This is a genomic window from Polynucleobacter sp. JS-Fieb-80-E5, assembly GCF_018882015.1.
In the GTDB taxonomy this organism is placed as follows: Bacteria; Pseudomonadota; Gammaproteobacteria; order Burkholderiales; family Burkholderiaceae; genus Polynucleobacter.
In genome coordinates this window covers 389,866-410,089 of the sequence record NZ_JACVPH010000001.1, presented here as the reverse complement: position 1 = coordinate 410,089, position 20,224 = coordinate 389,866, and the positions used below count along the sequence as shown (strand labels likewise).

The 20,224-nt window shown below is 47.3% G+C and carries 17 protein-coding genes, 1 tRNA gene and 1 pseudogene; 6 read left to right on the top strand and 13 right to left on the bottom strand.

The window, feature by feature from the left end; all coding sequences use genetic code 11:
- Nucleotides 1-20: 20 nt before the first annotated feature.
- The 3 genes from ICN44_RS01840 (at nucleotide 21) to ICN44_RS01830 (ending at nucleotide 3,230) form a co-directional block, all read left to right on the top strand.
- A complete protein-coding gene (locus ICN44_RS01840) occupies nucleotides 21-1,205 on the top strand; it encodes an alanine--glyoxylate aminotransferase family protein (protein WP_216262381.1) in 1,185 nt (394 codons plus the stop codon).
- 144 nt (nucleotides 1,206-1,349) lie between these two features.
- The gene (locus ICN44_RS01835) at nucleotides 1,350-1,757 is read left to right on the top strand and encodes a heme-binding protein (RefSeq protein WP_072583972.1); all 408 of its coding nucleotides are present in this window, start codon (nucleotides 1,350-1,352) and stop codon (nucleotides 1,755-1,757) included.
- A 6-nt stretch (nucleotides 1,758-1,763) separates the two neighbouring features.
- The gene (locus tag ICN44_RS01830; protein WP_216262379.1) at nucleotides 1,764-3,230 is read left to right on the top strand and encodes a DEAD/DEAH box helicase; all 1,467 of its coding nucleotides are present in this window, start codon (nucleotides 1,764-1,766) and stop codon (nucleotides 3,228-3,230) included.
- 12 nt (nucleotides 3,231-3,242) lie between these two features.
- Here ICN44_RS01830 and gluQRS read toward each other — a convergent pair whose 3' ends face one another.
- On the bottom strand, nucleotides 3,243-4,193 hold the full coding sequence (gene gluQRS, locus ICN44_RS01825) for a tRNA glutamyl-Q(34) synthetase GluQRS (protein ID WP_216262377.1): 951 nt from the start codon (nucleotides 4,191-4,193) through the stop codon (nucleotides 3,243-3,245).
- Between the two features lie 3 nt (nucleotides 4,194-4,196).
- Between gluQRS and dnaE the strand changes: the two genes are divergently transcribed.
- Nucleotides 4,197-7,814: a DNA polymerase III subunit alpha gene (dnaE, locus tag ICN44_RS01820; protein ID WP_216262375.1), complete on the top strand. Its 3,618-nt coding sequence runs from the start codon at nucleotides 4,197-4,199 to the stop codon at nucleotides 7,812-7,814.
- 14 nt (nucleotides 7,815-7,828) lie between these two features.
- Here the strand turns inward: dnaE and ICN44_RS01815 are convergent, their stop codons facing one another.
- From ICN44_RS01815 to ICN44_RS01805, 3 genes are read right to left on the bottom strand one after another with little or no spacing between them, the layout of a single operon-like run.
- On the bottom strand, nucleotides 7,829-8,986 hold the full coding sequence (locus ICN44_RS01815; RefSeq protein ID WP_216262373.1) for a glycosyltransferase family 9 protein: 1,158 nt from the start codon (nucleotides 8,984-8,986) through the stop codon (nucleotides 7,829-7,831).
- A gap of 14 nt (nucleotides 8,987-9,000) precedes the next feature.
- On the bottom strand, nucleotides 9,001-9,780 hold the full coding sequence (locus tag ICN44_RS01810) for a glycosyltransferase family 2 protein (protein ID WP_216262371.1): 780 nt from the start codon (nucleotides 9,778-9,780) through the stop codon (nucleotides 9,001-9,003).
- Nucleotides 9,777-10,538 carry a glycosyltransferase family 2 protein gene (locus tag ICN44_RS01805; RefSeq protein WP_216262369.1) on the bottom strand — a complete coding sequence of 254 codons (762 nt, stop codon included), beginning with the start codon at nucleotides 10,536-10,538 and terminating at the stop codon, nucleotides 9,777-9,779. Before ICN44_RS01805 ends, ICN44_RS01810 begins: the two co-directional genes overlap by 4 nt.
- Nucleotides 10,539-10,548: 10 nt before the next feature.
- Between ICN44_RS01805 and msbA the strand changes: the two genes are divergently transcribed.
- The gene (gene msbA / locus ICN44_RS01800) at nucleotides 10,549-12,312 is read left to right on the top strand and encodes a lipid A export permease/ATP-binding protein MsbA (protein ID WP_216262367.1); all 1,764 of its coding nucleotides are present in this window, start codon (nucleotides 10,549-10,551) and stop codon (nucleotides 12,310-12,312) included.
- 10 nt (nucleotides 12,313-12,322) lie between these two features.
- On the opposite strand, the gene rng is transcribed toward msbA, so the two are convergent.
- The 8 genes and pseudogenes from rng to ICN44_RS01760 all read right to left on the bottom strand — a co-directional run bounded on the left by rng (nucleotide 12,323) and on the right by ICN44_RS01760 (nucleotide 19,000).
- Nucleotides 12,323-13,786 (bottom strand): ribonuclease G, encoded by a 1,464-nt coding sequence (gene rng, locus ICN44_RS01795; RefSeq protein WP_216262365.1) that lies wholly within the window; start codon nucleotides 13,784-13,786, stop codon nucleotides 12,323-12,325.
- Nucleotides 13,783-14,418, bottom strand: a complete 636-nt coding sequence (locus tag ICN44_RS01790) for a nucleoside triphosphate pyrophosphatase (protein ID WP_370624849.1) — start codon at nucleotides 14,416-14,418, stop codon at nucleotides 13,783-13,785. The genes rng and ICN44_RS01790 overlap by 4 nt, the downstream gene beginning before the upstream one ends.
- Nucleotides 14,411-14,854: a 23S rRNA (pseudouridine(1915)-N(3))-methyltransferase RlmH gene (gene rlmH / locus ICN44_RS01785; RefSeq protein ID WP_216262363.1), complete on the bottom strand. Its 444-nt coding sequence runs from the start codon at nucleotides 14,852-14,854 to the stop codon at nucleotides 14,411-14,413. The genes ICN44_RS01790 and rlmH overlap by 8 nt, the downstream gene beginning before the upstream one ends.
- A 23-nt stretch (nucleotides 14,855-14,877) precedes the next feature.
- A pseudogene (rsfS, locus tag ICN44_RS01780) lies at nucleotides 14,878-15,264 on the bottom strand (ribosome silencing factor); the annotation flags it as partial.
- A gap of 45 nt (nucleotides 15,265-15,309) precedes the next feature.
- Complete coding sequence (locus tag ICN44_RS01775; RefSeq protein ID WP_216262361.1) at nucleotides 15,310-15,999, bottom strand: nicotinate-nucleotide adenylyltransferase; 690 nt, start codon at nucleotides 15,997-15,999, stop codon at nucleotides 15,310-15,312.
- Nucleotides 15,996-16,907, bottom strand: coding sequence for an oxygen-dependent coproporphyrinogen oxidase (gene hemF / locus ICN44_RS01770; RefSeq protein ID WP_216262646.1), 912 nt, complete (start codon nucleotides 16,905-16,907; stop codon nucleotides 15,996-15,998). Before hemF ends, ICN44_RS01775 begins: the two co-directional genes overlap by 4 nt.
- A gap of 42 nt (nucleotides 16,908-16,949) precedes the next feature.
- Nucleotides 16,950-18,227, bottom strand: coding sequence for a phosphoribosylamine--glycine ligase (gene purD, locus ICN44_RS01765; RefSeq protein WP_216262359.1), 1,278 nt, complete (start codon nucleotides 18,225-18,227; stop codon nucleotides 16,950-16,952).
- Between the two features lie 53 nt (nucleotides 18,228-18,280).
- The gene (locus tag ICN44_RS01760) at nucleotides 18,281-19,000 is read right to left on the bottom strand and encodes a YebC/PmpR family DNA-binding transcriptional regulator (RefSeq protein ID WP_216262357.1); all 720 of its coding nucleotides are present in this window, start codon (nucleotides 18,998-19,000) and stop codon (nucleotides 18,281-18,283) included.
- A gap of 152 nt (nucleotides 19,001-19,152) precedes the next feature.
- Here ICN44_RS01760 and ICN44_RS01755 point away from each other — a divergent pair.
- Nucleotides 19,153-19,237: transfer RNA gene (locus ICN44_RS01755), tRNA-Leu, on the top strand.
- Between the two features lie 38 nt (nucleotides 19,238-19,275).
- Here ICN44_RS01755 and ICN44_RS01750 read toward each other — a convergent pair.
- Nucleotides 19,276-20,217, bottom strand: coding sequence for a CysB family HTH-type transcriptional regulator (locus ICN44_RS01750; RefSeq protein ID WP_216262355.1), 942 nt, complete (start codon nucleotides 20,215-20,217; stop codon nucleotides 19,276-19,278).
- Nucleotides 20,218-20,224 lie beyond the last annotated feature (7 nt).

Here is a 20,224-nt window from a genome sequence, read left to right as displayed (position 1 = left end):
CTTTAAAAGTGAGACAAAGCATGTTGAAACTTGATAATCACGCATCAGGACGCCATTTTTTACATATCCCTGGCCCAAGTCCTGTGCCTCCACGCGTACTTCGCGCTATTAGCTATCAAACTATCGACCACCGTGGTCCAGAGTTCGGTGCATTCGGTCTGAAGGTATTGGAAGGTATTAAAAAGATTTTTAAAACTGAGCAACCGGTCATTATTTATTCCGCATCCGGAACCGGCGCTTGGGAAGGTGCATTAGTCAACGTTCTCAATCCTGGTGACAAAGTGTTGTTCTATGAAACTGGTCAATTTGCAAACTTGTGGCGTGCACTTGGTAAGCGTCTTGGCTTAGATGTTGAGGTGGTCGGTAAAGCGGGGCAAGATTCTTGGCGTTGGGGTGTGGATGCATCCGTGATTGAAGAGCGTTTACGTAAAGACACTGGTCATGAGATCAAAGCTGTTTGCGTAGTGCATAACGAAACTTCAACTGGCGTTACCTCCAATATTGCTGCCGTTCGCAAAGCAATTGATTCCTTAAAGCATCCAGCCTTATTGCTCGTAGACAGTGTATCTGGCTTGGGTTCAGCTGATTACGAGCATGACAAATGGGGCGCGGACGTAACTATCTCTGGCTCACAAAAAGGCTTAATGTTGCCCCCTGGTATCGGCTTTAATGCTTTGTCACCACGCGCAATTGAAGCTAGTAAAAATAACAAAATGCAAAAAGCGTATTGGGCTTGGGATGAGATCTTGGAGTCTAATAAAAATGGATATTGGCCAACGACTCCCAGCACCAATTTGATGTACGGTTTACATGAAGCCATGGACATGATGATGGCCGAAGGATTGGATACGATCTTTGCGCGTCACCAGCGTTTAGCTGCTGCATGTCGTGAAGCAGTCAATGCATGGGGTCTAGAAATTCAGTGTCAAGATAAAGACTGCTACTCACCAGTGTTGACTTGTATTGCAACACCAGAGGGTATGGATGCCGATGTATTGCGTAAACATGCGCTGGAGAAATTCAACCTCTCCTTGGGAACAGGTTTAGGCAAGATCAAAGGCAAGGCATTTCGCATTGGCCATTTAGGCGATTGCAATGAATTGAGCTTGATGGCCGCCCTCAGTGGGGTAGAGATGAGTCTGGGTTCTATGGGTTACAAACCGAAGGCCAGCGGAGTCGTTGCAGCCCAAGAGTTCCTTAAATAAGAAGTACTTAGGGCAACTTAGAGCAAATTAGGGTGGGTGGAGCTAGATTCCTCAGGTTCAATCTGGCTACACCCCTTATAATTCAAGTACTTATATAGAAGTGCATGAAATAAATACACCATATTCGAGATAGAAAGATTAAACATGACTGCAACTAAACCTTACCTCACTCAAGCTGATGCCCAAAAGATTTTGGATGCAGCAAATAAGCATGCGGCTGCCAATAATTGGGCTGTAACGATTGCCGTTTGTGATGATGGTGGTCATATGTTGGGTTTAATTCGTCGTGATGGTTGTGCTCCGGTATCTGCATATATTGCACAAGAGAAGGCGCGTACTGCTGCAATGGGTAAACGCGAAAGTCGCGTCTATGAAGAAATTATTAATAACGGCCGCACCTCTTTCTTATCTGCCCCACATATTTCGGGCATGTTGGAAGGTGGGGTCAATATCGATGTAAATGGCTTTACCATCGGCGCAGTCGGCGTTTCCGGCGTTAAATCGACCGAGGATGCTGAAACCGCTAAGGCCGGCATTGCGGCCATCCTGTAAGTTACCTTGACAAATATTGCTACTGAAATAAATTCTTCTATAGGGGTTAGCGACAGCGCTACCCCTAGTACTACTAACACTGCTCCTCCAGCAGCAATCACTTTTGCTGACTTTGGTTTAGACCCGAAAATTCAAAAAGCTGTTCTTGAGCAGGGTTACACCATTCCTACTCCGATTCAAGCGCAATCCATTCCGCATGTATTGGCGGGTAGTGATTTGATGGGTGCAGCACAAACTGGTACTGGTAAGACGGCCGCCTTTGTATTACCGATCATTCAAAAGATTTTGCGTCACGCGAGTAACAGCGCATCGCCAGCACGTCATCCAATCCGTGCATTGGTTCTCACTCCGACCCGTGAGCTGGCAGTGCAAGTAGCTGAGAATGCGGCAAGCTATTCCAAGCACACTGATTTACGTGCTGCCGTTGTTTATGGCGGCGTCGATATGAAAGAGCAAGTAGCGATACTGCGTAATGGCGTAGAGATCTTGATCGCCACTCCAGGACGTTTACTGGATCACATTGGCTCTAAAGTTGCCAACCTCTCTCAAGTAGAGATTTTGGTTTTGGATGAAGCTGATCGCATGCTCGACATGGGCTTCTTGCCTGACTTGCAACGCATCATTAATTTGATTCCAGCACAAAGGCAGACCCTGTTGTTCTCTGCAACGTTCTCACCAGAAATTAAGAAACTGGCACAAAGTTATCTGCGTACTCCAGTAACAGTTGAGGTGGCTCGTCAAAATGCCGCGGCTGATACTGTGAAGCAAGTAGTGCACATGGTTTCTTCTGCCGATAAGCAACGTGCGATTGTCAAAGTGCTAGAAGCACGCACTCGTGCTGGTTTATCACGTCAGTGCATTATCTTTACCAATAGCCGTTTGGGTTGCGCAAAACTATCTCGTGCCTTAGAGCGTGACGGTATTAAAGCGGGCGCAATTCATGGTGACAAGAGTCAGGGTGAGCGTACTTTAACTTTGGATGCCTTTAAGTCTGGTGCAATCGAAGCATTGGTAGCAACCGATGTGGCTGCTCGTGGTTTAGATATTCCCGATATGCCGTGCGTGATTAATCACGAGCTGCCTTACAACGCAGAAGATTTTATTCACCGCATTGGTCGTACAGGTCGTGCCGGCAGCAAAGGGGACGCGATTGCCTTAGTGGACGCTAGTGAAAAGCGTTTGCTTGACGATATCGAAAAGTTAATGAAGCGCAAGCTGGATGTACAGCCTTTACCAGCAGGCGAGCCTTCACAAAGTCGTCCTTCATCTAGTGGTTATGGCAGCTCCAGTGGTTCTAGCAGCTCAAGAAGTGCACCAGCAAAAATGTCTGACCCTTTCTTCTATAAGCCTTACGAGCCAAGTGCAGCGTCTGTATCTACTGCAGATGCCGCTAAGCCAGACGAGAAGAAGGCGGGCATTACTCCCGCTAAACCTGCTGTTGGTGCTTTACTCGGCGGCTTTAAGAAAAAATAATTAACTGAGTAATTAACTTCGCCATGCATGAGTGGCTGCCAATAGCCACTCTGCAATGGTGACATTCTCGCCATCCGGCAAATTCTGTAATCCCAAATGTGTTGCTGCTTTACGTAGCTCTATCAGCGAGTGCTTCTCATCTTGCATATTAATTTGTGTTGCTAAAGTTTGCTTGCTCAGTTTTTCACCATGCTCATCGAGCACCAGTGGAAGATGAAGATATTCTGGCCGCTTGTATCCCAAAACTTCTTGCAGATAAATTTGTCTTGCAGTGTTGCTGAGTAAATCTTCACCGCGAACAATGTGGGTGATGCCTTGTTCTGCATCATCAACTACTACAGCTAACTGATAAGTAAATAAGCCATCACTCCTGCGTAGGACAAAATCACCCACTTCTGTATTGAGGTTTTGGCTTTGAGAGCCCAGAGCTAAGTCGTTAAATTCAATATGGCACTTTTGGGGAAGGCCAATCCGCCAAGCCCGCTGCAATTCCCCGAAAGATTCTGTGGGATTGCTGATTAAGTGTGCAGGGCGACAGGTGCGGGGATAGACCATCTCTTGATTGCGAGGGGTCTCGATTCCGAGCTTGGCCAGGGCATTGGTGATGGTTTGTCTTGAACAGGTGCAGGAATACAGGCATTGAAGCCCATTTAAGCGCCCTAAAGCCCTTTGATAAGCCTCTTGGCGCTGAGATTGATAAATGACCTCCCCATCCCAAGAAAGGCCGCAGGCGAGCAATTGAGCCTGAATTTGCTCGGTTGCCTGGGGGATGCATCTCGGGGTGTCCAAATCTTCGATTCTGAGCAGCCATTTACCCCCATTTTTACGGGCATCTAGCCAGCTTCCGAGGGCTGCAACCAGGGATCCGGCATGTAGCGGACCGGTGGGCGAGGGGGCAAATCGCCCGCGATAGCCGTCGGTTGGGGATGGAGGGTTTTTGAGGGTGGACACAGCTAAAATCATCTCATGGCTTCACCCCGATTTGTTCATCTTCGCATCCATTCCGAGTTTTCGATTACGGATGGAGTCGTGCGCATTGATGATGCGGTAGCCGCCGCCGTCAAAGATGAGATGGGCGCTTTAGCGATTACGGATTTAAGTAATTTATTTGGTTTGGTGCGGTTCTATACCGCCGCGCGATCTGGCGGGATCAAGCCGATTGCCGGAGCAGATGTTTGGGTGAGCAATCCTCAGGATCCAGATCAGCCTCATCGCTTATTGCTCTTGGTACAAAATCATTCCGGTTACCTCAATTTATGTGAGCTGCTCAGTAGGGCATCTCTCGACAATCAATCCCGTGGTCGTGCTGAAGTCGATTCCGCTTGGTTTGGTGAGCCTGCTGCCAAAGCAGAAGATAAGGCGGCCAAGCGCACTCTCTCTTATGGCTTGATTGCACTTTCTGGCGCACGCATGGGTGAAATCGGCATCGCGCTATTGGCTGGGCAAGAAGATCATGCCAAGACTGTTGCTAGACGCTACGAAAAACTCTTTCCGAAATCTTTTTATATCGAAGTGCAGCGCGGCGGTAATCCTCAAGATGAAAAACAACTCCAGCTTGCTTGTCATCTCGCCAGTGAACTAAATCTACCGGTGGTTGCAACCCACCCAGTGCAGTTCATGCAAAAGAGCGACTTTACGGCGCATGAAGCCCGTGTTTGTATTGCTGAAGGGGAGTTGCTAGGTAACCCGCGCCGCGCTAAAAAGTTTAATGACGAACAGTATTTTTTAACGCAAGATGAGATGGAAAAGCGTTTTGCTGATTTGCCCGCAGCATTGGCAAATTCAGTGGAAATTGCCAAGCGTTGTAACCTCTCATTGGTATTAGGTCAACCGCGTTTACCGGATTTCCCAACGCCTCCAGGTATTACGCTCGACGATTACTTGTTGCAGCAATCGGAAATAGGTCTTAAGCGCCACATGGAGCGCAATTTCCCGGATGCAGAAGAGCGCGAAACAGAAATGAAGCGCTATTACGAGCGTCTCGTGTTTGAGGTCAAGACGATTTCTCAAATGGGATTCCCGGGTTACTTCCTGATCGTGGCGGACTTTATTAACTGGGCTAAAAATAATGGCGTGCCTGTAGGCCCTGGTCGCGGATCTGGTGCCGGCTCTTTAGTGGCGTACTCACTCGGCATTACCGATTTGGATCCGCTCCGTTACAACTTGCTCTTTGAGCGCTTCCTCAATCCAGAGCGGGTATCGATGCCCGACTTCGATATCGACTTCTGTCAGCATGGTCGCGACCGTGTGATTCAGTATGTAAAAGATAAGTACGGTAAGGATGCGGTGAGTCAGATCGCCACCTTCGGAACCATGGCAGCTAGAGCGGCGATTCGTGATGTGGGGCGTGTACTAGAGCAGGGCTATAACTTCGTAGACGGCATCGCCAAACTCATTCCGAATAAGCCAGGTCAGTACATGACCATTGAAATGGCAAAGAAGGAAGAGAAGCAATTAGCCGAGCGCGAAAAGAATGAAGATGAAGTGCGTCAGCTACTATCCTTGGCGCAGCAGTTAGAGGGCATGACCCGCAACGTCGGCATGCATGCGGGCGGTGTATTAATTGCCCCAGGGCGCCTCACTGATTTTTGTCCGCTCTATACGCAAGAAAGTAAAGATCAAGACAGTAGCTCTGTGATCAGTCAGTTTGATAAGGATGACGTAGAGGCGATTGGTCTGGTGAAGTTCGACTTCCTGGGTCTGACTACGCTGACTATTTTGGCAGCAGCTGAGCGCTGGATTAAAGCGTTACATTCTGATCGCAGAGACTGGAATATCGGTGAGATTGCGCTCGATGATGAAAAAGCTTTTGATGTTCTGAAGCGCGCTAATACTGTCGCAGTATTTCAGCTAGAAAGTCGTGGCATGCAAGGCATGCTACGTGAAGCCAAGCCTGACCGATTTGAGGACATTATTGCCTTAGTGGCTTTGTATCGTCCGGGCCCAATGGATTTGATCCCAGACTTTATTGAGCGTAAGCATGGGCGTCAAAAAGTGGAGTATCCCGATCCTCGTATTGAGCCTGTTCTGCGCGAGACCTACGGCATCATGGTTTACCAAGAGCAGGTAATGCAAATGGCGCAGATGATTGGTGGCTACTCATTGGGTGGTGCCGACATGTTACGTCGTGCGATGGGTAAGAAAAAACCAGAAGAAATGGCTCAGCATCGCAAGATCTTTAGTGATGGTGCAAAAGCGGGTGGCATTACCGAGTCAAAAGCAAATGAGATTTATGACTTGATGGAGCGTTTTGCTGGCTACGGATTTAATAAGTCCCATGCTGCTGCATACGCACTTTTGGCATATCAAACTGCTTGGCTCAAAGCGTATTACCCAGCTGAATTTATGGCAGCCAACTTATCGCTCGCAATGGATGACACCGATAAGGTGAAAATTCTGTATGACGATTGCTTAGTCAATAACATTCGGGTGTTCTCACCAGATATCAATACTGGTGTTTATGAGTTCACGCCATTGCGCGCACCCGATGCAGCTCCAGATTCATCCATCAGCCACATTCGTTACGGCTTAGGTGCTGTGCGTGGTACTGGTGAGGCAGCAATTGAATCTATCGTGAAGGCGCGTGAAACTGGCGGGCCATTTAAAGATTTATTTGATTTCTGCGCACGAGTGGATCGTAGACAAGTCAATCGCCGCGCTATTGAAGCGCTGATACGTGCTGGTGCGTTTGATAGCTTGTATCGTGACTCCGTTCCTGCGGGCGGAAATTTGTATGACATTCGCTCTACCTTGCTCGCCTCTTTAGCTAGAGCGATTGAGGCTGCTGAGCAAGCAGAGGCATCGATTCATCAGGTGAGCTTGTTTGAGGCGGCCGGTGAGGAGGATCGCCATCTCCCAGAATTGGTGCGCGAGCCTACCTGGTCGGAGAAGAAGCGCCTTCAAGAAGAAAAGACTGCTTTAGGTCTTTGCCTAACAGGTCATATGTTTGATGCCTATCGTGATGAAACTTCTCACTTTATTCGTCAGCCTTTGGCTAAGGTAGCGGAGGGTAAAGATCAACTCATTGCCGGCATTATCACTTCAGCACGAATGCTCACTGGTCAACGCGGTCGTATGATGATTGCAACTATCGATGATGGCTCTGCTGCCCTCGAAGTGACCTTGTATAGCGAAGTCTACGAGCCCAATCGTTCTTGGTTAAAAGAAGATGAGCTCTTGGTTGCCAAGGTCAATGTGACGCCTGACAAGTTCTCAGGCGGCATGCGCATTGTGTCTGAGGCGGTAATGGATATCACAGGTGCGCGTATGCGCTTTGCCCGTAATGTGCATGTCTGCATTGATAACGCAATTGATATCAAGATGCTCCGTAGCCAAATTAATCCCTATCTTATGGCCAATCGTGTACGTGATCCTAAGCTTGGCGCATCTGCTCCTGCTGCGCCGGGATCGAACGATGGTATGAAGGGTTTAATGCTGACGGCTGCTGTGACTACTAGTGGCGGCGCTTGCTTGATGCAGTTCCCAGAAGAGTTGCGCATCTATCCTGACGATGCCTGCTTGCATGGCTTAAATCAAATCCTAGCTTCTAAGCAAAAAGATCCTGTACAGATTCAGTATCACTGATCGTATTGGTTGATCTAGTTCGGTAATGCTTTCCGAACGGCCTCAATGACTTGCTCGGGTTCTAGCAGGTCCAAGCACTCACTATAACTATCGGCCTTATCTAGGCATCCGGCTTTACGACAAGGTACGCATTCACCAGGGCCTTGCAGAATGGTGACATTGCCGACAGTTTGAGTGCGAGCACGCAATTGATATGGCTGTTCACCAATAAAACCATTGGGCCATGGGCCAAAGTTCGTTGGCGGAGTGGCGCCAAAGAGGGCGATGGTAGGCGTATTGCATGCTGCTGCTAAGTGGGTGATTGAGGTATCAACTCCGATATACAAAGCAGCACCACGAATCAAAGTGCCTGCTTGGGGGATAGATAATTTACCAGCAGCATTGATAACTTTTTTCTTAGTTTCTTCATCCAACAGGGAAATAATGTCGTGATTGAGTTGTATATCTTGCTTAGCAGGGGAGGCACTGAGGATTACCTGGAAGTTCTGCCTTACGAGCCAGGTGATGAGCTCTTGCCAATACCCTAGAGGCCAACGTTTATAGGCAGTTAGGGGTCCTGGGTGTACAACGACATAAGGTTGCTTAAGTTCGTTGGTAATGGCCGGCGTTAAGGGTTCTCCAGCAGGCGGGGTAACTGAAATTGGTTTGGAAAATAATTCAGCTCGGTTTTTAAAAAAGACCTCTAGTAGGCGCAGTTTTTCAGTGATGACATGCTGCTGAAAGTAGTCAACATCCACTGTGTGCATGCAGATAAATTTCTTCCAGGCATTTTGCTTCTCACTCTTGCTGCGATTTTGTTGATCTTGTGCATCTTTGCCTTGCGGGTGGCCACCAAGAACGCCAACTCTTCTAAAGGCGGCTACTAGACCATACAAGTAGGCGCGATCGCTTGGCTGCGTCACTACTGCTAAGTCATAACGCTGAAACAGGCGATTAAAAAGTGATAGATATTCACCAAAACCTGGTCGATCCGAAGTTTCTATCACTTCAGCAATATCAGGATTGCCATGAAGCATCTCTAGCTTGCCGCGATAACCTAAAAAATGAAACTCCGCATGAGGCCAAAGCTCTCTAGCCTTACTAATGAGGGGTGTTGTTACTAATACGTCTCCAATTTGCCTCGTGGCAATAAATAAAACCTTTTTAGGTTTGAGTGTGGAGTATGTAGTCATGGCAGTGCGAATGCTTAAAGGGCCTTAGCCAAGATCTTCTCCCGAACCCGTCGAGCATTCTCGGTGGCGTTACTTTGATCATGGATTTGATGAAAGAGATGCAGTACTTCAGTAGACCATGAGCCTGACTTGCGGCGAATGCGATGGTGTTGCAGGCGGAAGATAAAGTCGGCATCTTCATGACCCCAGCCGGTCATGGTTTCATCAAAGCCATTGACAGCTTCAGCATCGGCTTTCCAGCAAGCCATATTGCAACCCTTGATGCGACGCCAAACAAATTTTTTGTAGTCACGCCAAGAGCCATTGCCCAACTTTACTTTAAGGGGCCAATATTTATTGATGCCCCCACTTAAGCGCTTGCTGATGAGGTTTGAACAAAAGCGCTCAAAACTCCACTGAGGCCAAGTGAGTAATTCGGTGGTCAGGTTTTTATTGAGTAGGACTCTGCTGCCAGTAACTAAGTATCCCTTTTGCGCCAACGCACGATGCCGCGCTACAAAATCGGGCTGGACAATGCAATCGCCATCCAGAAAAACCAAGTAATCACTATGAGCTGCGGCAATTGCTTTATTGAGGATCTTGGTTTTCTGAAAGCCTTGGTCTTCTTGCCAAAGATGAGTAATGGATGCGGGGTGCGAGCCTTGAATGGAGTCAATGAGGTGTTTTGTGCTCTCAGTAGAGCCATCGTCGGCGATGATGATTTCAAAGTTCTTGTCGGTTTGCGTATCAAGAGATTCTAGGCAAAGCTTGAGCGCTTGTGGCCAGTTATAGGTAGCCAACAAAATCGAAATCATTTGCTGGCTTCCTGATTCAGGTGCCACAACTTGATATAGCGGTAATAGGTTCCTTGACCATTGGATATCGCCAATGCAAATCCCTGAGGACCATCTAAGAATCCCGCACGCAAAATATAGGTGCGGAAAAATGCCCAAGCAGCATGCAGAACTGCCTTAAGGGGGCTACTGGTTTTACCTCTAGCAAATGCTTGCTCTGCTGAGGCGGTGGAATAGCGATCTAGCTTTTGGAGTACTTGAGAGTAATTCATGAAGCTGTAATGCAACATGGGATTTTCTAATTTTGCGACCTGGCCATTGGGAACTAGGCGTTCATGAACCAAATCATCTGAGAAACGAGCGGTACCGCGTTTAAATAAACGATCGACATAATCCGGGCTCCAGCCAGAATGGCGGATGAAGCGTCCGCAATACCAAGAAAGTCTAGGGATGGCAAAGCAATCTATGTGGGCGCTATGGTGAATGGCCGTCAAAATTTCTGACCTTAGGGCAGGGGTAAGTCTTTCATCGGCATCCAATGAGAGAACCCACTCGCTGCTAGCTAAATCCAGGGCACGGTTCTTTTGAGGCCCAAAACCAGGCCAATCTGACGGCTGAGCTATCGTTGCCCCGTGGTTTTTGGCTATCTCAAGGGTGCGGTCAGAGCTGTTGGTATCAACAACCACGATCTGCTGGGCGATCCCCTCTAAAGAGGCCAGACAATCGTCCAAATTGGCCTCTTCATTGCGGGTGATGAGTATGACTGATAAGGTGGGCATAATTCATTATATGAATGCTCAAGACCGTACCGCCCTAAATCGCTTAATTACCTATCTCAAGCCCCATATTAGACTGATTGTTGGGTCCTTATTGGCTATGGCTGTAGTTGCTGCTGCCGAGACCTCAATCCCCGCCTTAATGAAGCCTTTGTTGGATAGAGGCTTTACGGGGCAGCTCAATAGCAAGCTCTGGCAGGTTCCTGTTTTCTTGGTAGGTTTGGCTTTGGTGCGAAGTTTGGCCCAATTTTTGTCGAACTATTTACTTACTAGGGTAATTAACTCCGTACTTTTAAAGTTACGTGCGCAAATGTTTCAAACCCTTTTGAACGCTAGCACTACTTTTTTTCAAAAGAACTCGGCATCGACTTTAATAAATGGTGTTGTCTTTGAGGTGAATAACGTTCTCTCCGTCATGGGAACAATGTTAATTAGCTTAGTGCGAGATTCATTGACGGTCGTTGGCTTAATTGGTTATTTAATTTATTTAAATTGGCAGTTGACTTTAGTCGTTTTAATTATTTTTCCCGTGATTGCATTCATCATGAGCAAAATTAATCGTCGCTTAAGGTCTCTTAACAGGGAGCAGCAAACGCTCACAAGCGATCTTGCTTATATTGTTGAAGAGGCTGCAGCGGGATATAAGATTGTCAAAGTACATGGTGCGGAAGAGTATGAAATGTCCCGCTTCATGCAAAAGGCAGAACGCTTGCGCCAGTTTGCTTTGAAGTCTGCAGTTGCTGGCGGCCTAAATCAGCCAATTACACAACTCATCGCATCTATGGCTTTATCGGTGGTGTTGGTGATTGCCTTGATGCAATCTGCTACCGAAGGTACTACTGTGGGGGGATTTGCCGCCTTCATTACTGCAATGATGTTGGTGATTTCTCCTTTAAAGCATTTAGCGGATATCAATCAACCTTTGCAGCGTGGCCTCACTGCTGCAGAGATGATTTTTGCATTGATGGACCAGCCTTTTGAGGAAGATCAAGAGCGCAAGCAAAACATGAAGTCGCTTGACAAGGCAAAAGGCGCTATTCGCTTTGATAATGTAGGGTTTTCTTATCAACAAGAGGCTGGACGTAAAGACGCCTTAAGTGATATTAATCTCACCATCAAGCCTGGAGAGGTGGTTGCTTTTGTGGGACCTTCAGGTGGCGGTAAGTCGACTCTCGTGAATTTATTACCTCGATTTTTCAAGCCTACTAGTGGCCACATTTACTTGGATGACATTCCGCTGGAAGATATTGTGCTGGCAGATGTGCGTCGACAGATCGCATTTGTGAGTCAAGACGTTATTCTCTTTAATGACACTATTGCTGCTAATGTGGCATATGGCGCAAATGGACCGGCTGGAATTGATCGCGGTCGCGTGATGGAGGCTCTAGAGGCTGCCAATCTCAGCGCTATGATCAAAGAACTGCCGGATGGCATCGATTCCATGGTGGGAGATAACGGTAATCGCCTGTCTGGTGGGCAACGCCAGCGCTTGGCAATTGCGCGTGCTATTTATAAAGATGCACCAATTCTGATTTTGGATGAAGCCACATCAGCTTTAGATTCTGAATCCGAGCGTCAGGTTCAGGAAGCGCTAGATACCTTAATGGCTAATAGAACGACTTTAGTAATTGCACACCGTTTATCGACTATTGAACATGCCGACAGAATTGTGGTTCTAGAGCACGGCAAAATTGTCGAGAATGGCTCTCACGAGGATTTAATTAAGCACGATGGCTTGTATGCGAACTTACATCGCATCCAATTCTCTAACGCTTAATTCAGAAAACTTAACTCAGAACAATATCGTATTGCTCTTGGCGGAAGCTACCTTCCGCTTGCAGGGTAATTGGCTTGCCAATGAAATCCCCCAACTGCGCCAAGAATTGATTCTCTTCCTCTAGGAATAAATCAATTACATCAGGGGCAGCCACAATCCTAAATTCACGTGGATTAAATTGGCGATGCTCTCGCACAATTTCGCGCAAAATCTCATAACAAATTGTTTGGGCGGTTTTAATCTCGCCTTTGCCAAGGCAAGTGGCACATGGCTCACAAGTGATATGGGCTAAGGACTCACGCGTCCGTTTGCGGGTCATTTCTACTAAGCCCAATGCGGAAAAGTCACTCACTGAGGTGCGAGCATGGTCGCGTTCAAGATTACGTTTGAGTTCATGTAATACAGACTCTTGATGGTCTTTGCCAAGCATGTCGATGAAATCAATGATGATGATTCCACCCAGATTACGTAAACGGAGTTGACGTGCAATCGCTTGAGCCGCTTCTAGATTGGTTTTAAAGACAGTGTCATCGAGATTGCGTGCGCCGACGTAACTACCCGTGTTCACATCAATCGTAGTCATAGACTCTGTTTGATCGATCATGAGATAGCCGCCAGACTTGAGATCAACTCGGCGACCCAGCGCTTTATTTATTTCTGCATCGACATCAAATAAGTCAAAGAGGGCGCGCTCGCCACGATGTAGAGTCAGCTTGCCCAAAAGATTGGGCATGTAAGCATTCGTAAATGCTTTGAGCTTCTCAAAATTCTCAGCAGAATCCACACGGATTTGAGTGGTGTCTTCACCTGCAACATCTCGTAATACACGCTCCGCTAGGCTAAGATCCTGATAGAGCAGGGTAGGCGCCGGGTTGTGTTTCATGGTCGCATGAATGTTTTCCCAGGTAGTTCGCAGGTAAAGCATGTCATGCTGCAGTTCTGTGTCGGATGCATCTTGAGCGCTAGTACGGACGATGATGCCGCCTTTTTCATCTTCAGCCATCAGGCCTGCAAGACGGGCCTTAATGGCCTCGCGTTCTTCAGGTTGATCAATCCGCTGAGAAACGCCAATATATTTTTCAGTAGCGGTATCGCTACCTGCTGGGGGTAGGTAGACTAAATTGCGTCCAGCAATACTCAATTGGGTTGTTAAGCGTGCACCTTTAGTTCCTAAAGGATCTTTTAATACCTGTACTAACAGTGTTTGACCTTCAAACAATAATTTTTCAATTTGTGCTTGAGGATTATTTTGTGTGATATCAGCGACGTGCATAAATGCCGTGCGCTCAAGACCAATTTCGATAAATGCCGATTGCATGCCTGGCAGTACACGAACTACTTTGGCTAAATAGATATTCCCCACAATACCGCGTTGGCGAGTGCGCTCAATCTGCAACTCTTGAACCGCTCCTTGCTGAATTAAAGCAACACGCGTTTCTTGCGGGGTGATATTAATTAGTATTTCTTCGTTCATATGCTGCTAACTTGGGCACGATCTAGTAAAAGCTTCGTTTCATAAATAGGTAGACCCATGATACCGCTATAGCTGCCCTGAATTGAGGGAATAAAAGTGCCACCCAAGCCCTGTATGCCATAGGCGCCAGCCTTGCCAAAGGGTTCGCCGCTGGCGATGTAGGTGTCAATCTGCTCTATCGACAAATCAGCAAACTGAACTTTAGAAACCTGTACAAGCTGTATGGGTTTTTCATCGGGATTCACAGTGATCGCTACCGAGCTGAGTACTTCATGTACTTTGCCGCTGAGCATAGCTAGAATTCGGGCAGCATCCGCTGCATCGACCGGTTTACCCAAAATTTCACCATCGGGATGGTTGGGTAAGCATACAGTGGTATCGGCACAGAGAATCGGAGCCCAAGGTAAGCCACCCTTTTTCCATCGGCTGAGTGCTGCAGCACTTTTTGCCAAGGTAACGCGCTCCACATAGGGGCGTGCTTTTTCTTGTGGGAGAGGGATTTCGATACTCTCACTATCTTCATCAGGACTTGGTAACAGCATTTCAAAGCGAACACCCATTTGCCTTAAGATCTCTTGGCGGCGAGGGCTTTGTGAGGCAAGATAAATAAAAGAGTTCAACGGATTACTCACGATGATAGGGATGGCCTTGCAGAATAGTCCAAGCTCTATAGAGTTGCTCCACTAGCATTACTCTGGCCATGGCATGCGGCAAGGTAAGGCTGGAGAGTCGCCACATGGCTTGCGCACCTGCTTTTAGACTGGGGTCCAAGCCATCCGCACCACCAATTAAAAAGGTAATGTCAAAACCTTCTTGGCGCCAGCTAGCCAGTTGAGTGGCAAGATTCTGAGTGGTTTGGTCTTTGCCTCGCTCATCCAAAGCGATCACTCTGGATCCCTTGGGGATGGATGCTGCAATTTTTACGGCTTCTTTTGCGGGTGTGAGATCAGGTTTGATCTCTTTGATTTCAATGCTGCAATCCGCAGGCATTCGTTTGATGTAGTCATGAGTTGCCGTGGCAACCCAATCAGGCATCTTATGACCAACAGAAACGATGGTGAGCCGCATTGCCGCAAGTGACGACGAGATTACTCGTCGTCTTCGGATTCGCTGGCCTTAACAAGACCTTTATCACCAGCTAATTTCACGCGTACAGGTTTAGCACCCCACATACCTTCAAGCTGATAGTAGGAGCGCAACATTGGTTGCAAAATATGCACGACGATGTCACCGCAATCTACCAATACCCATTCGCCAGTTTCTAAGCCTTCGATAGAAATGACTTCTCCACCTTTAGCATTTACCTCTTCTTTAACCGACATGGCTAAAGAGCGGGTTTGACGGTTACTAGAACCAGTGGCAATGACCACTCGATCAAATAACTCGCTTAATTTAGTGGTGTCATACACGCGGATATCTTGCGCTTTAACATCTTCTAGGGCATCAATCACGACGCGTTGTAATTTACGTAAGTCCATATTTTCTCGGCAATAATTTTTCTATTTAGGGTGATCTTAGCTTGATTACTGGTACAAGCCCAGATTTGTAATGATTTCTAGGGTGTGGGTTGGAATTTGCTCGGATGCAATAGAGCTCCGTGAGCTGGATTTGAGACGTTCTCGTAATGCGGTTGAGGATAGATCAATATTCAAGCTTTCATCGATGTATATGAGGCCTGCGGCGCTATTTTCAAGGGCGTCGGCGTCTGATGTTTGATGGGTCTTTAAAAATAGACCTACTTCAGGGCTTATTTCTAGCTGTAAATCATGGTGTGGCCTAGTCGCCACCGCAAAATTGACATACTGGCTCAGTTTTTCCCAGGAGTTCCAGCTAGGGAGGGCAACCAGAGAGTCTGCTCCCATTAGCCAAGTCAGGCTAGCACCTGTTCCAAAGCGCTCACGCAAGGCTTTAACGGTATCAATCGCATAACTCGGTCCAGCGCGATCAATTTCCATGCGATCAATGCCTACTTGAGTGGAAATCTTGAGATATAAAAATGCACGCGCCAAATCAATGCCGGCAGCTTCAGTCAACTTCAGGCGCGTTTCTGCGGGAGTAATGCCGGTTCCCTTTTGCCATGGCTCACCACTCGGAATAAGCAGTAGTGCATCTAAGTGGAGTAGCTTTGCAAAATGCGTAGCCAATTTCAAATGACCCACATGAGGAGGATCAAATGTACCCCCAAGAATGCCAATTTTCTTTATAGCGCTCAAGCTAGCCAATCTCGTGGCTTCAGGTAATAGTCATACAACTTAGCCTCAGGAGTGCCAGGCTTGGGTTGCCAGTTGTACCACCACTGCACTACTGGCGGCATTGACATCAAAATAGATTCAGTGCGACCACCGGAGTGCAAACCAAAGATAGTCCCACGATCAAAGATCAGGTTATATTCCACATAGCGACCGCGGCGATATTCTTGGAAGGACTTTTCTTCGGGGGTGAAGCTATCTTGATAGCGACGTTCTACTATAGGTAGGTATGCATTGATAAAGGCATCGCCCACAGCGCGCATCATGGCAAAGCTTTTTTCAAACCCAAGCTCATTAAAGTCATCAAAGAAAACGCCGCCAATGCCGCGGGGTTCTTCGCGATGCTTGAGGTAGAAATATTCATCGCACCATTTTTTAAAGCGAGGGTAAAGCTCTTGGCCAAAAGGATCTAATGCATCCTTGGCAGTTTGGTGAAAGTGTTTGCAGTCTTCATCAACGCCGTAATAGGGTGTGAGGTCAAAGCCTCCCCCAAACCACCATACTGGCTCTTTGTCAGGGGCCTGCGCAATAAAGCAACGCACGTTCATATGCGTGGTGGGTACTTTAGGATTATTTGGGTGAAATACCAAAGACACGCCCATCGCCTCAAAGCTACGACCTGCCACCTCTGGGCGATGATGAGATGCCGATGGAGGCATTTGATCACCGCGGACATGGGAAAAGCCCACGCCCCCTTTTTCTAGAATATTGCCGCCATCCAAAATGCAGGTGCGACCATAGCCTTTGAGTTTGCTATCTTCAGGTTTGTGCCACTCATCAGCAACAAAGACCTTGCCATCCAAAGCGCTCATGGCGTTTGTGATGCGATCTTGCAGACCTAAAAAATAGTCTTTTAGGGTGGCGATATCGATTTGGGTTTGTTGATCTGACAAGGACGTTCTAACTTAATGGATTTACTTAATTGCGCGGTAGCCAATATCTTTGCGATATTGCATGCCGTCAAATTGGATATGGTTGATGGCTTCATAGGCTTTTTGTTGGGCACCACGCACGGTATCAGCAAGTCCAACAACGCACATCACCCGTCCACCGGAGGTCACTACTTTGCCATCTTGTAATTTCGTACCGGCATGGAATGTAATTTGATCTTCAGTATCAGCCGGAATGCCGGTAATCACATCACCAGCACGCGGGGTATCGGGGTAATTGGTGGCTGCAAGCACAACGCCTAAGGCAGTGCGACGATCCCATTTCAGCTCAACTTCATTGAGCGTTCCATCTACTGCATGATCCAGAGCATTGACGAAATCACTGCGCAGGCGAGCCATGATCGGTTGTGTTTCTGGGTCGCCCATGCGGCAGTTAAATTCCAAAGTCTTGATCTTGCCATCAGGAGAGATCATTAAGCCCGCATACAAGAAGCCTGTATACGGAATGCCATCTGCTTGCATGCCCTTGACTGTTGGCATGATCACCTCACGCAATGCACGCGCATGAATTTCTGGTGTAACAACTGGCGCAGGGGAGTAGGCACCCATACCGCCCGTATTCGGTCCTTGGTCAGCATCAAGTAAGCGCTTGTGATCTTGGCTGGTCGCCAATGCAAGAATATTCTTGCCATCCACGAGAACAATGAAGCTAGCTTCTTCACCTGTTAGGAATTCTTCAATCACAACGCGGGCACCTGCATTGCCTAATTTGTTATCAGCCAACATCATGTCAACTGCGGCATGCGCCTCTTCAAGACTCATTGCCACTACAACACCTTTACCTGCCGCAAGGCCATCAGCCTTAATCACAATTGGCGCACCCTTGGCATCAATATAAGCATGCGCTTCAAGCGCGCTAGAAAACGTTTGGTAATCGGCAGTTGGAATGCCATGACGTTTCATAAAAGCTTTAGAAAAGTCTTTAGAAGATTCCAGTTGAGCTGCCAATTGAGTTGGGCCAAAAATACGCAAGCCATTATTACGGAAGACATCCACAATGCCAGCAGCAAGTGGCGCTTCTGGACCCACAACCGTGAGATGAATCTTCTCGCGCTTAGCAAAATCAGCCAGCTCCTGTAATCCAGTGATCGGTAAGTTCTCAATGCCCGCAGCAGTTTGTTTGGCAGTTGCTGTTCCACCATTGCCAGGAGCAACATAAACCGTTTGGACTTGTGGTGATTGAGCCAGTTTCCAGGCTAAAGCATGTTCGCGTCCGCCAGATCCGATTAGGAGAATTTTCATAACAAGCTATCTAGTATTTAAATGAGGTAATTAAAAGAAATGAATTTAAAAAATTAAAGAGCAGCATTCGTAAAAACTTCTTGAACGTCATCTAAGTTCTCGAGTGCATCTAATAATTTCTGCATACTCTCAGCCTGATCACCTTCCAAAACAATCTCAGTCTCAGGGCGCATGGCAACCGTTGCTAGCTCAGGCTTGAGGCCTGCTTTACTAATAGCATCTTGTACATTTGAAAAATCAGGAACAGGAGACAGTACCTCTAAAGAACCGTCATCGTGAGTAATCACATCTTCGGCGCCAGCATCTAAAGCTACTTCCATGAGTTGATCTTCACTGATGCCTGGAGCAAATAACATTTGACCGCAGTGTTTGAATAAAAAAGCAACAGAACCTTCGGCACCCATATTGCCGCCATTCTTATTAAAAGCATGGCGAACCTCAGCAACAGTGCGAGTACGATTATCAGTTAAGCAATCGACAATGATGGCTGCGCCATTCATGCCATAACCCTCATAACGAATTTCTTCGTAGTTAACGCCTTCAAGAGATCCAGTGCCACGTTGAATCGCTCTTTGCACATTATCGTTCGGCATATTGGAGTCTTTGGCCTTATCAATAGCCAGACGTAAACGTGGGTTGGTAGCAATATCACCACCGCCTAATTTGGCGGCAACGGTAATTTCTTTAATGAGTTTGGTCCAAATCTTGCCGCGTTTTTCGTCCTGACGACCTTTGCGGTGCTGAATATTGGCCCATTTCGAATGGCCGGCCATACGGGTAAGTCCTTTTAATAATTTGGCTAGAAGACCTCATTTTAATGGGTTCTAGACCCAAGGCAGGGGGTTACTAACCATTTTTTGTTACACTCTCATGTCTTAGCAGTAACAAAGTAGCAAATTAAGCAGAATTTCCACTGCAAACACCTGCCTCGGTGATGGAATTGGTAGACGTGCCGGACTCAAAATCCGGTGCCGCAAGGCGTGGCGGTTCGAGTCCGCCCCGAGGCACCACTCAAAGACTGTTCAGTCCTTGTGCATCCTTAGATTATCTAAATTTCGTAAGTCTCGGATTCATTATTCATTGCCTGCTCAACAATCTTCTTGGTGAGCGTTGGTGAGAAGAGTTCAATGAAGGTATAGACAAATGAGCGCAAGTAAGCACCTTGTTTGACGCCTAGGTGAGTCACGTTATTACCAAATAAATGTCCCGCAGGAATTACCTTGAGATTGCGATCGCGATCGGGGTCATAAGCATGACCCGCAACAATACCAATGCCCATGCCTGTCTCTACATAAGTCTTAATCACGTCCGCATCAATCGCCTCCAAAATAATATCGGGCGTAATATTTCTTTGCGCAAAGGCCGCATCAATTTTGCTACGACCAGCAAATGCTTTGTCATAAGTGATGATGGGGTACTTGGCAATCTCTTCCAGGGTAAGCGTTGCCTGGTTGAGAAGGGGGTGGCTTAGTGGCACCATGAGTACGTGCTGCCATTGGTAGCCCGGCAAAGCCAGTACGCCCGGAGTATTGGCAATACCTTCTGTGGCAATCGCAATATCTGCACGATCATGCGTGAGCAACTCTGCAATTTGACCTGGGTTACCTTGCTGAATGCTCACCTTTACCTTCGGAAAGCGTTTAGTAAATTCAGTCAGCACTTTAGGAAGTGCGTAGCGTGCTTGTGTATGGGTAGTGGCAATAACGAGACTACCTTGATCTTGGCTAGCAAAATCTTTACCCACTCTCTTCAGTGTTTCCACTTCATCGAGGATGCGCTCAATCGAGCTCAAAATACGTTTACCTGGTTCCGTCAAGGAGCGAATGCGCTTGCCATGGCGGCGAAAGATCTCTACGCCTAACTCATCTTCCAATTCAATAATGGCCTTAGAAACTCCTGGTTGAGAGGTGAATAAGGCTTTAGCTGCGGTCGTTAAATTGAAGTTTTGCCTAACGGCTTCACGCACGAAGCGGAATTGGTGGAGATTCATAAGGATT

Excerpts from the sequence above, each read along its gene's own strand:
- ICN44_RS01840 (WP_216262381.1), top strand. The coding sequence starts at position 21 with ATGTTGAAACTTGATAATCACGCATCAGGACGCCATTTTTTACATATC.
- ICN44_RS01835 (WP_072583972.1), top strand. The coding sequence starts at position 1,350 with ATGACTGCAACTAAACCTTACCTCACTCAAGCTGATGCCCAAAAGATT.
- gluQRS (WP_216262377.1), bottom strand. The coding sequence starts at position 4,193 with ATGATTTTAGCTGTGTCCACCCTCAAAAACCCTCCATCCCCAACCGAC.
- dnaE (WP_216262375.1), top strand. The coding sequence starts at position 4,197 with ATGGCTTCACCCCGATTTGTTCATCTTCGCATCCATTCCGAGTTTTCG.
- ICN44_RS01815 (WP_216262373.1), bottom strand. The coding sequence starts at position 8,986 with ATGACTACATACTCCACACTCAAACCTAAAAAGGTTTTATTTATTGCC.
- ICN44_RS01810 (WP_216262371.1), bottom strand. The coding sequence starts at position 9,780 with ATGATTTCGATTTTGTTGGCTACCTATAACTGGCCACAAGCGCTCAAG.
- ICN44_RS01805 (WP_216262369.1), bottom strand. The coding sequence starts at position 10,538 with ATGCCCACCTTATCAGTCATACTCATCACCCGCAATGAAGAGGCCAAT.
- msbA (WP_216262367.1), top strand. The coding sequence starts at position 10,549 with ATGAATGCTCAAGACCGTACCGCCCTAAATCGCTTAATTACCTATCTC.
- rng (WP_216262365.1), bottom strand. The coding sequence starts at position 13,786 with ATGAACGAAGAAATACTAATTAATATCACCCCGCAAGAAACGCGTGTT.
- rlmH (WP_216262363.1), bottom strand. The coding sequence starts at position 14,854 with ATGCGGCTCACCATCGTTTCTGTTGGTCATAAGATGCCTGATTGGGTT.
- purD (WP_216262359.1), bottom strand. The coding sequence starts at position 18,227 with ATGAAAATTCTCCTAATCGGATCTGGCGGACGCGAACATGCTTTAGCC.
- ICN44_RS01760 (WP_216262357.1), bottom strand. The coding sequence starts at position 19,000 with ATGGCCGGCCATTCGAAATGGGCCAATATTCAGCACCGCAAAGGTCGT.
- ICN44_RS01750 (WP_216262355.1), bottom strand. The coding sequence starts at position 20,217 with ATGAATCTCCACCAATTCCGCTTCGTGCGTGAAGCCGTTAGGCAAAAC.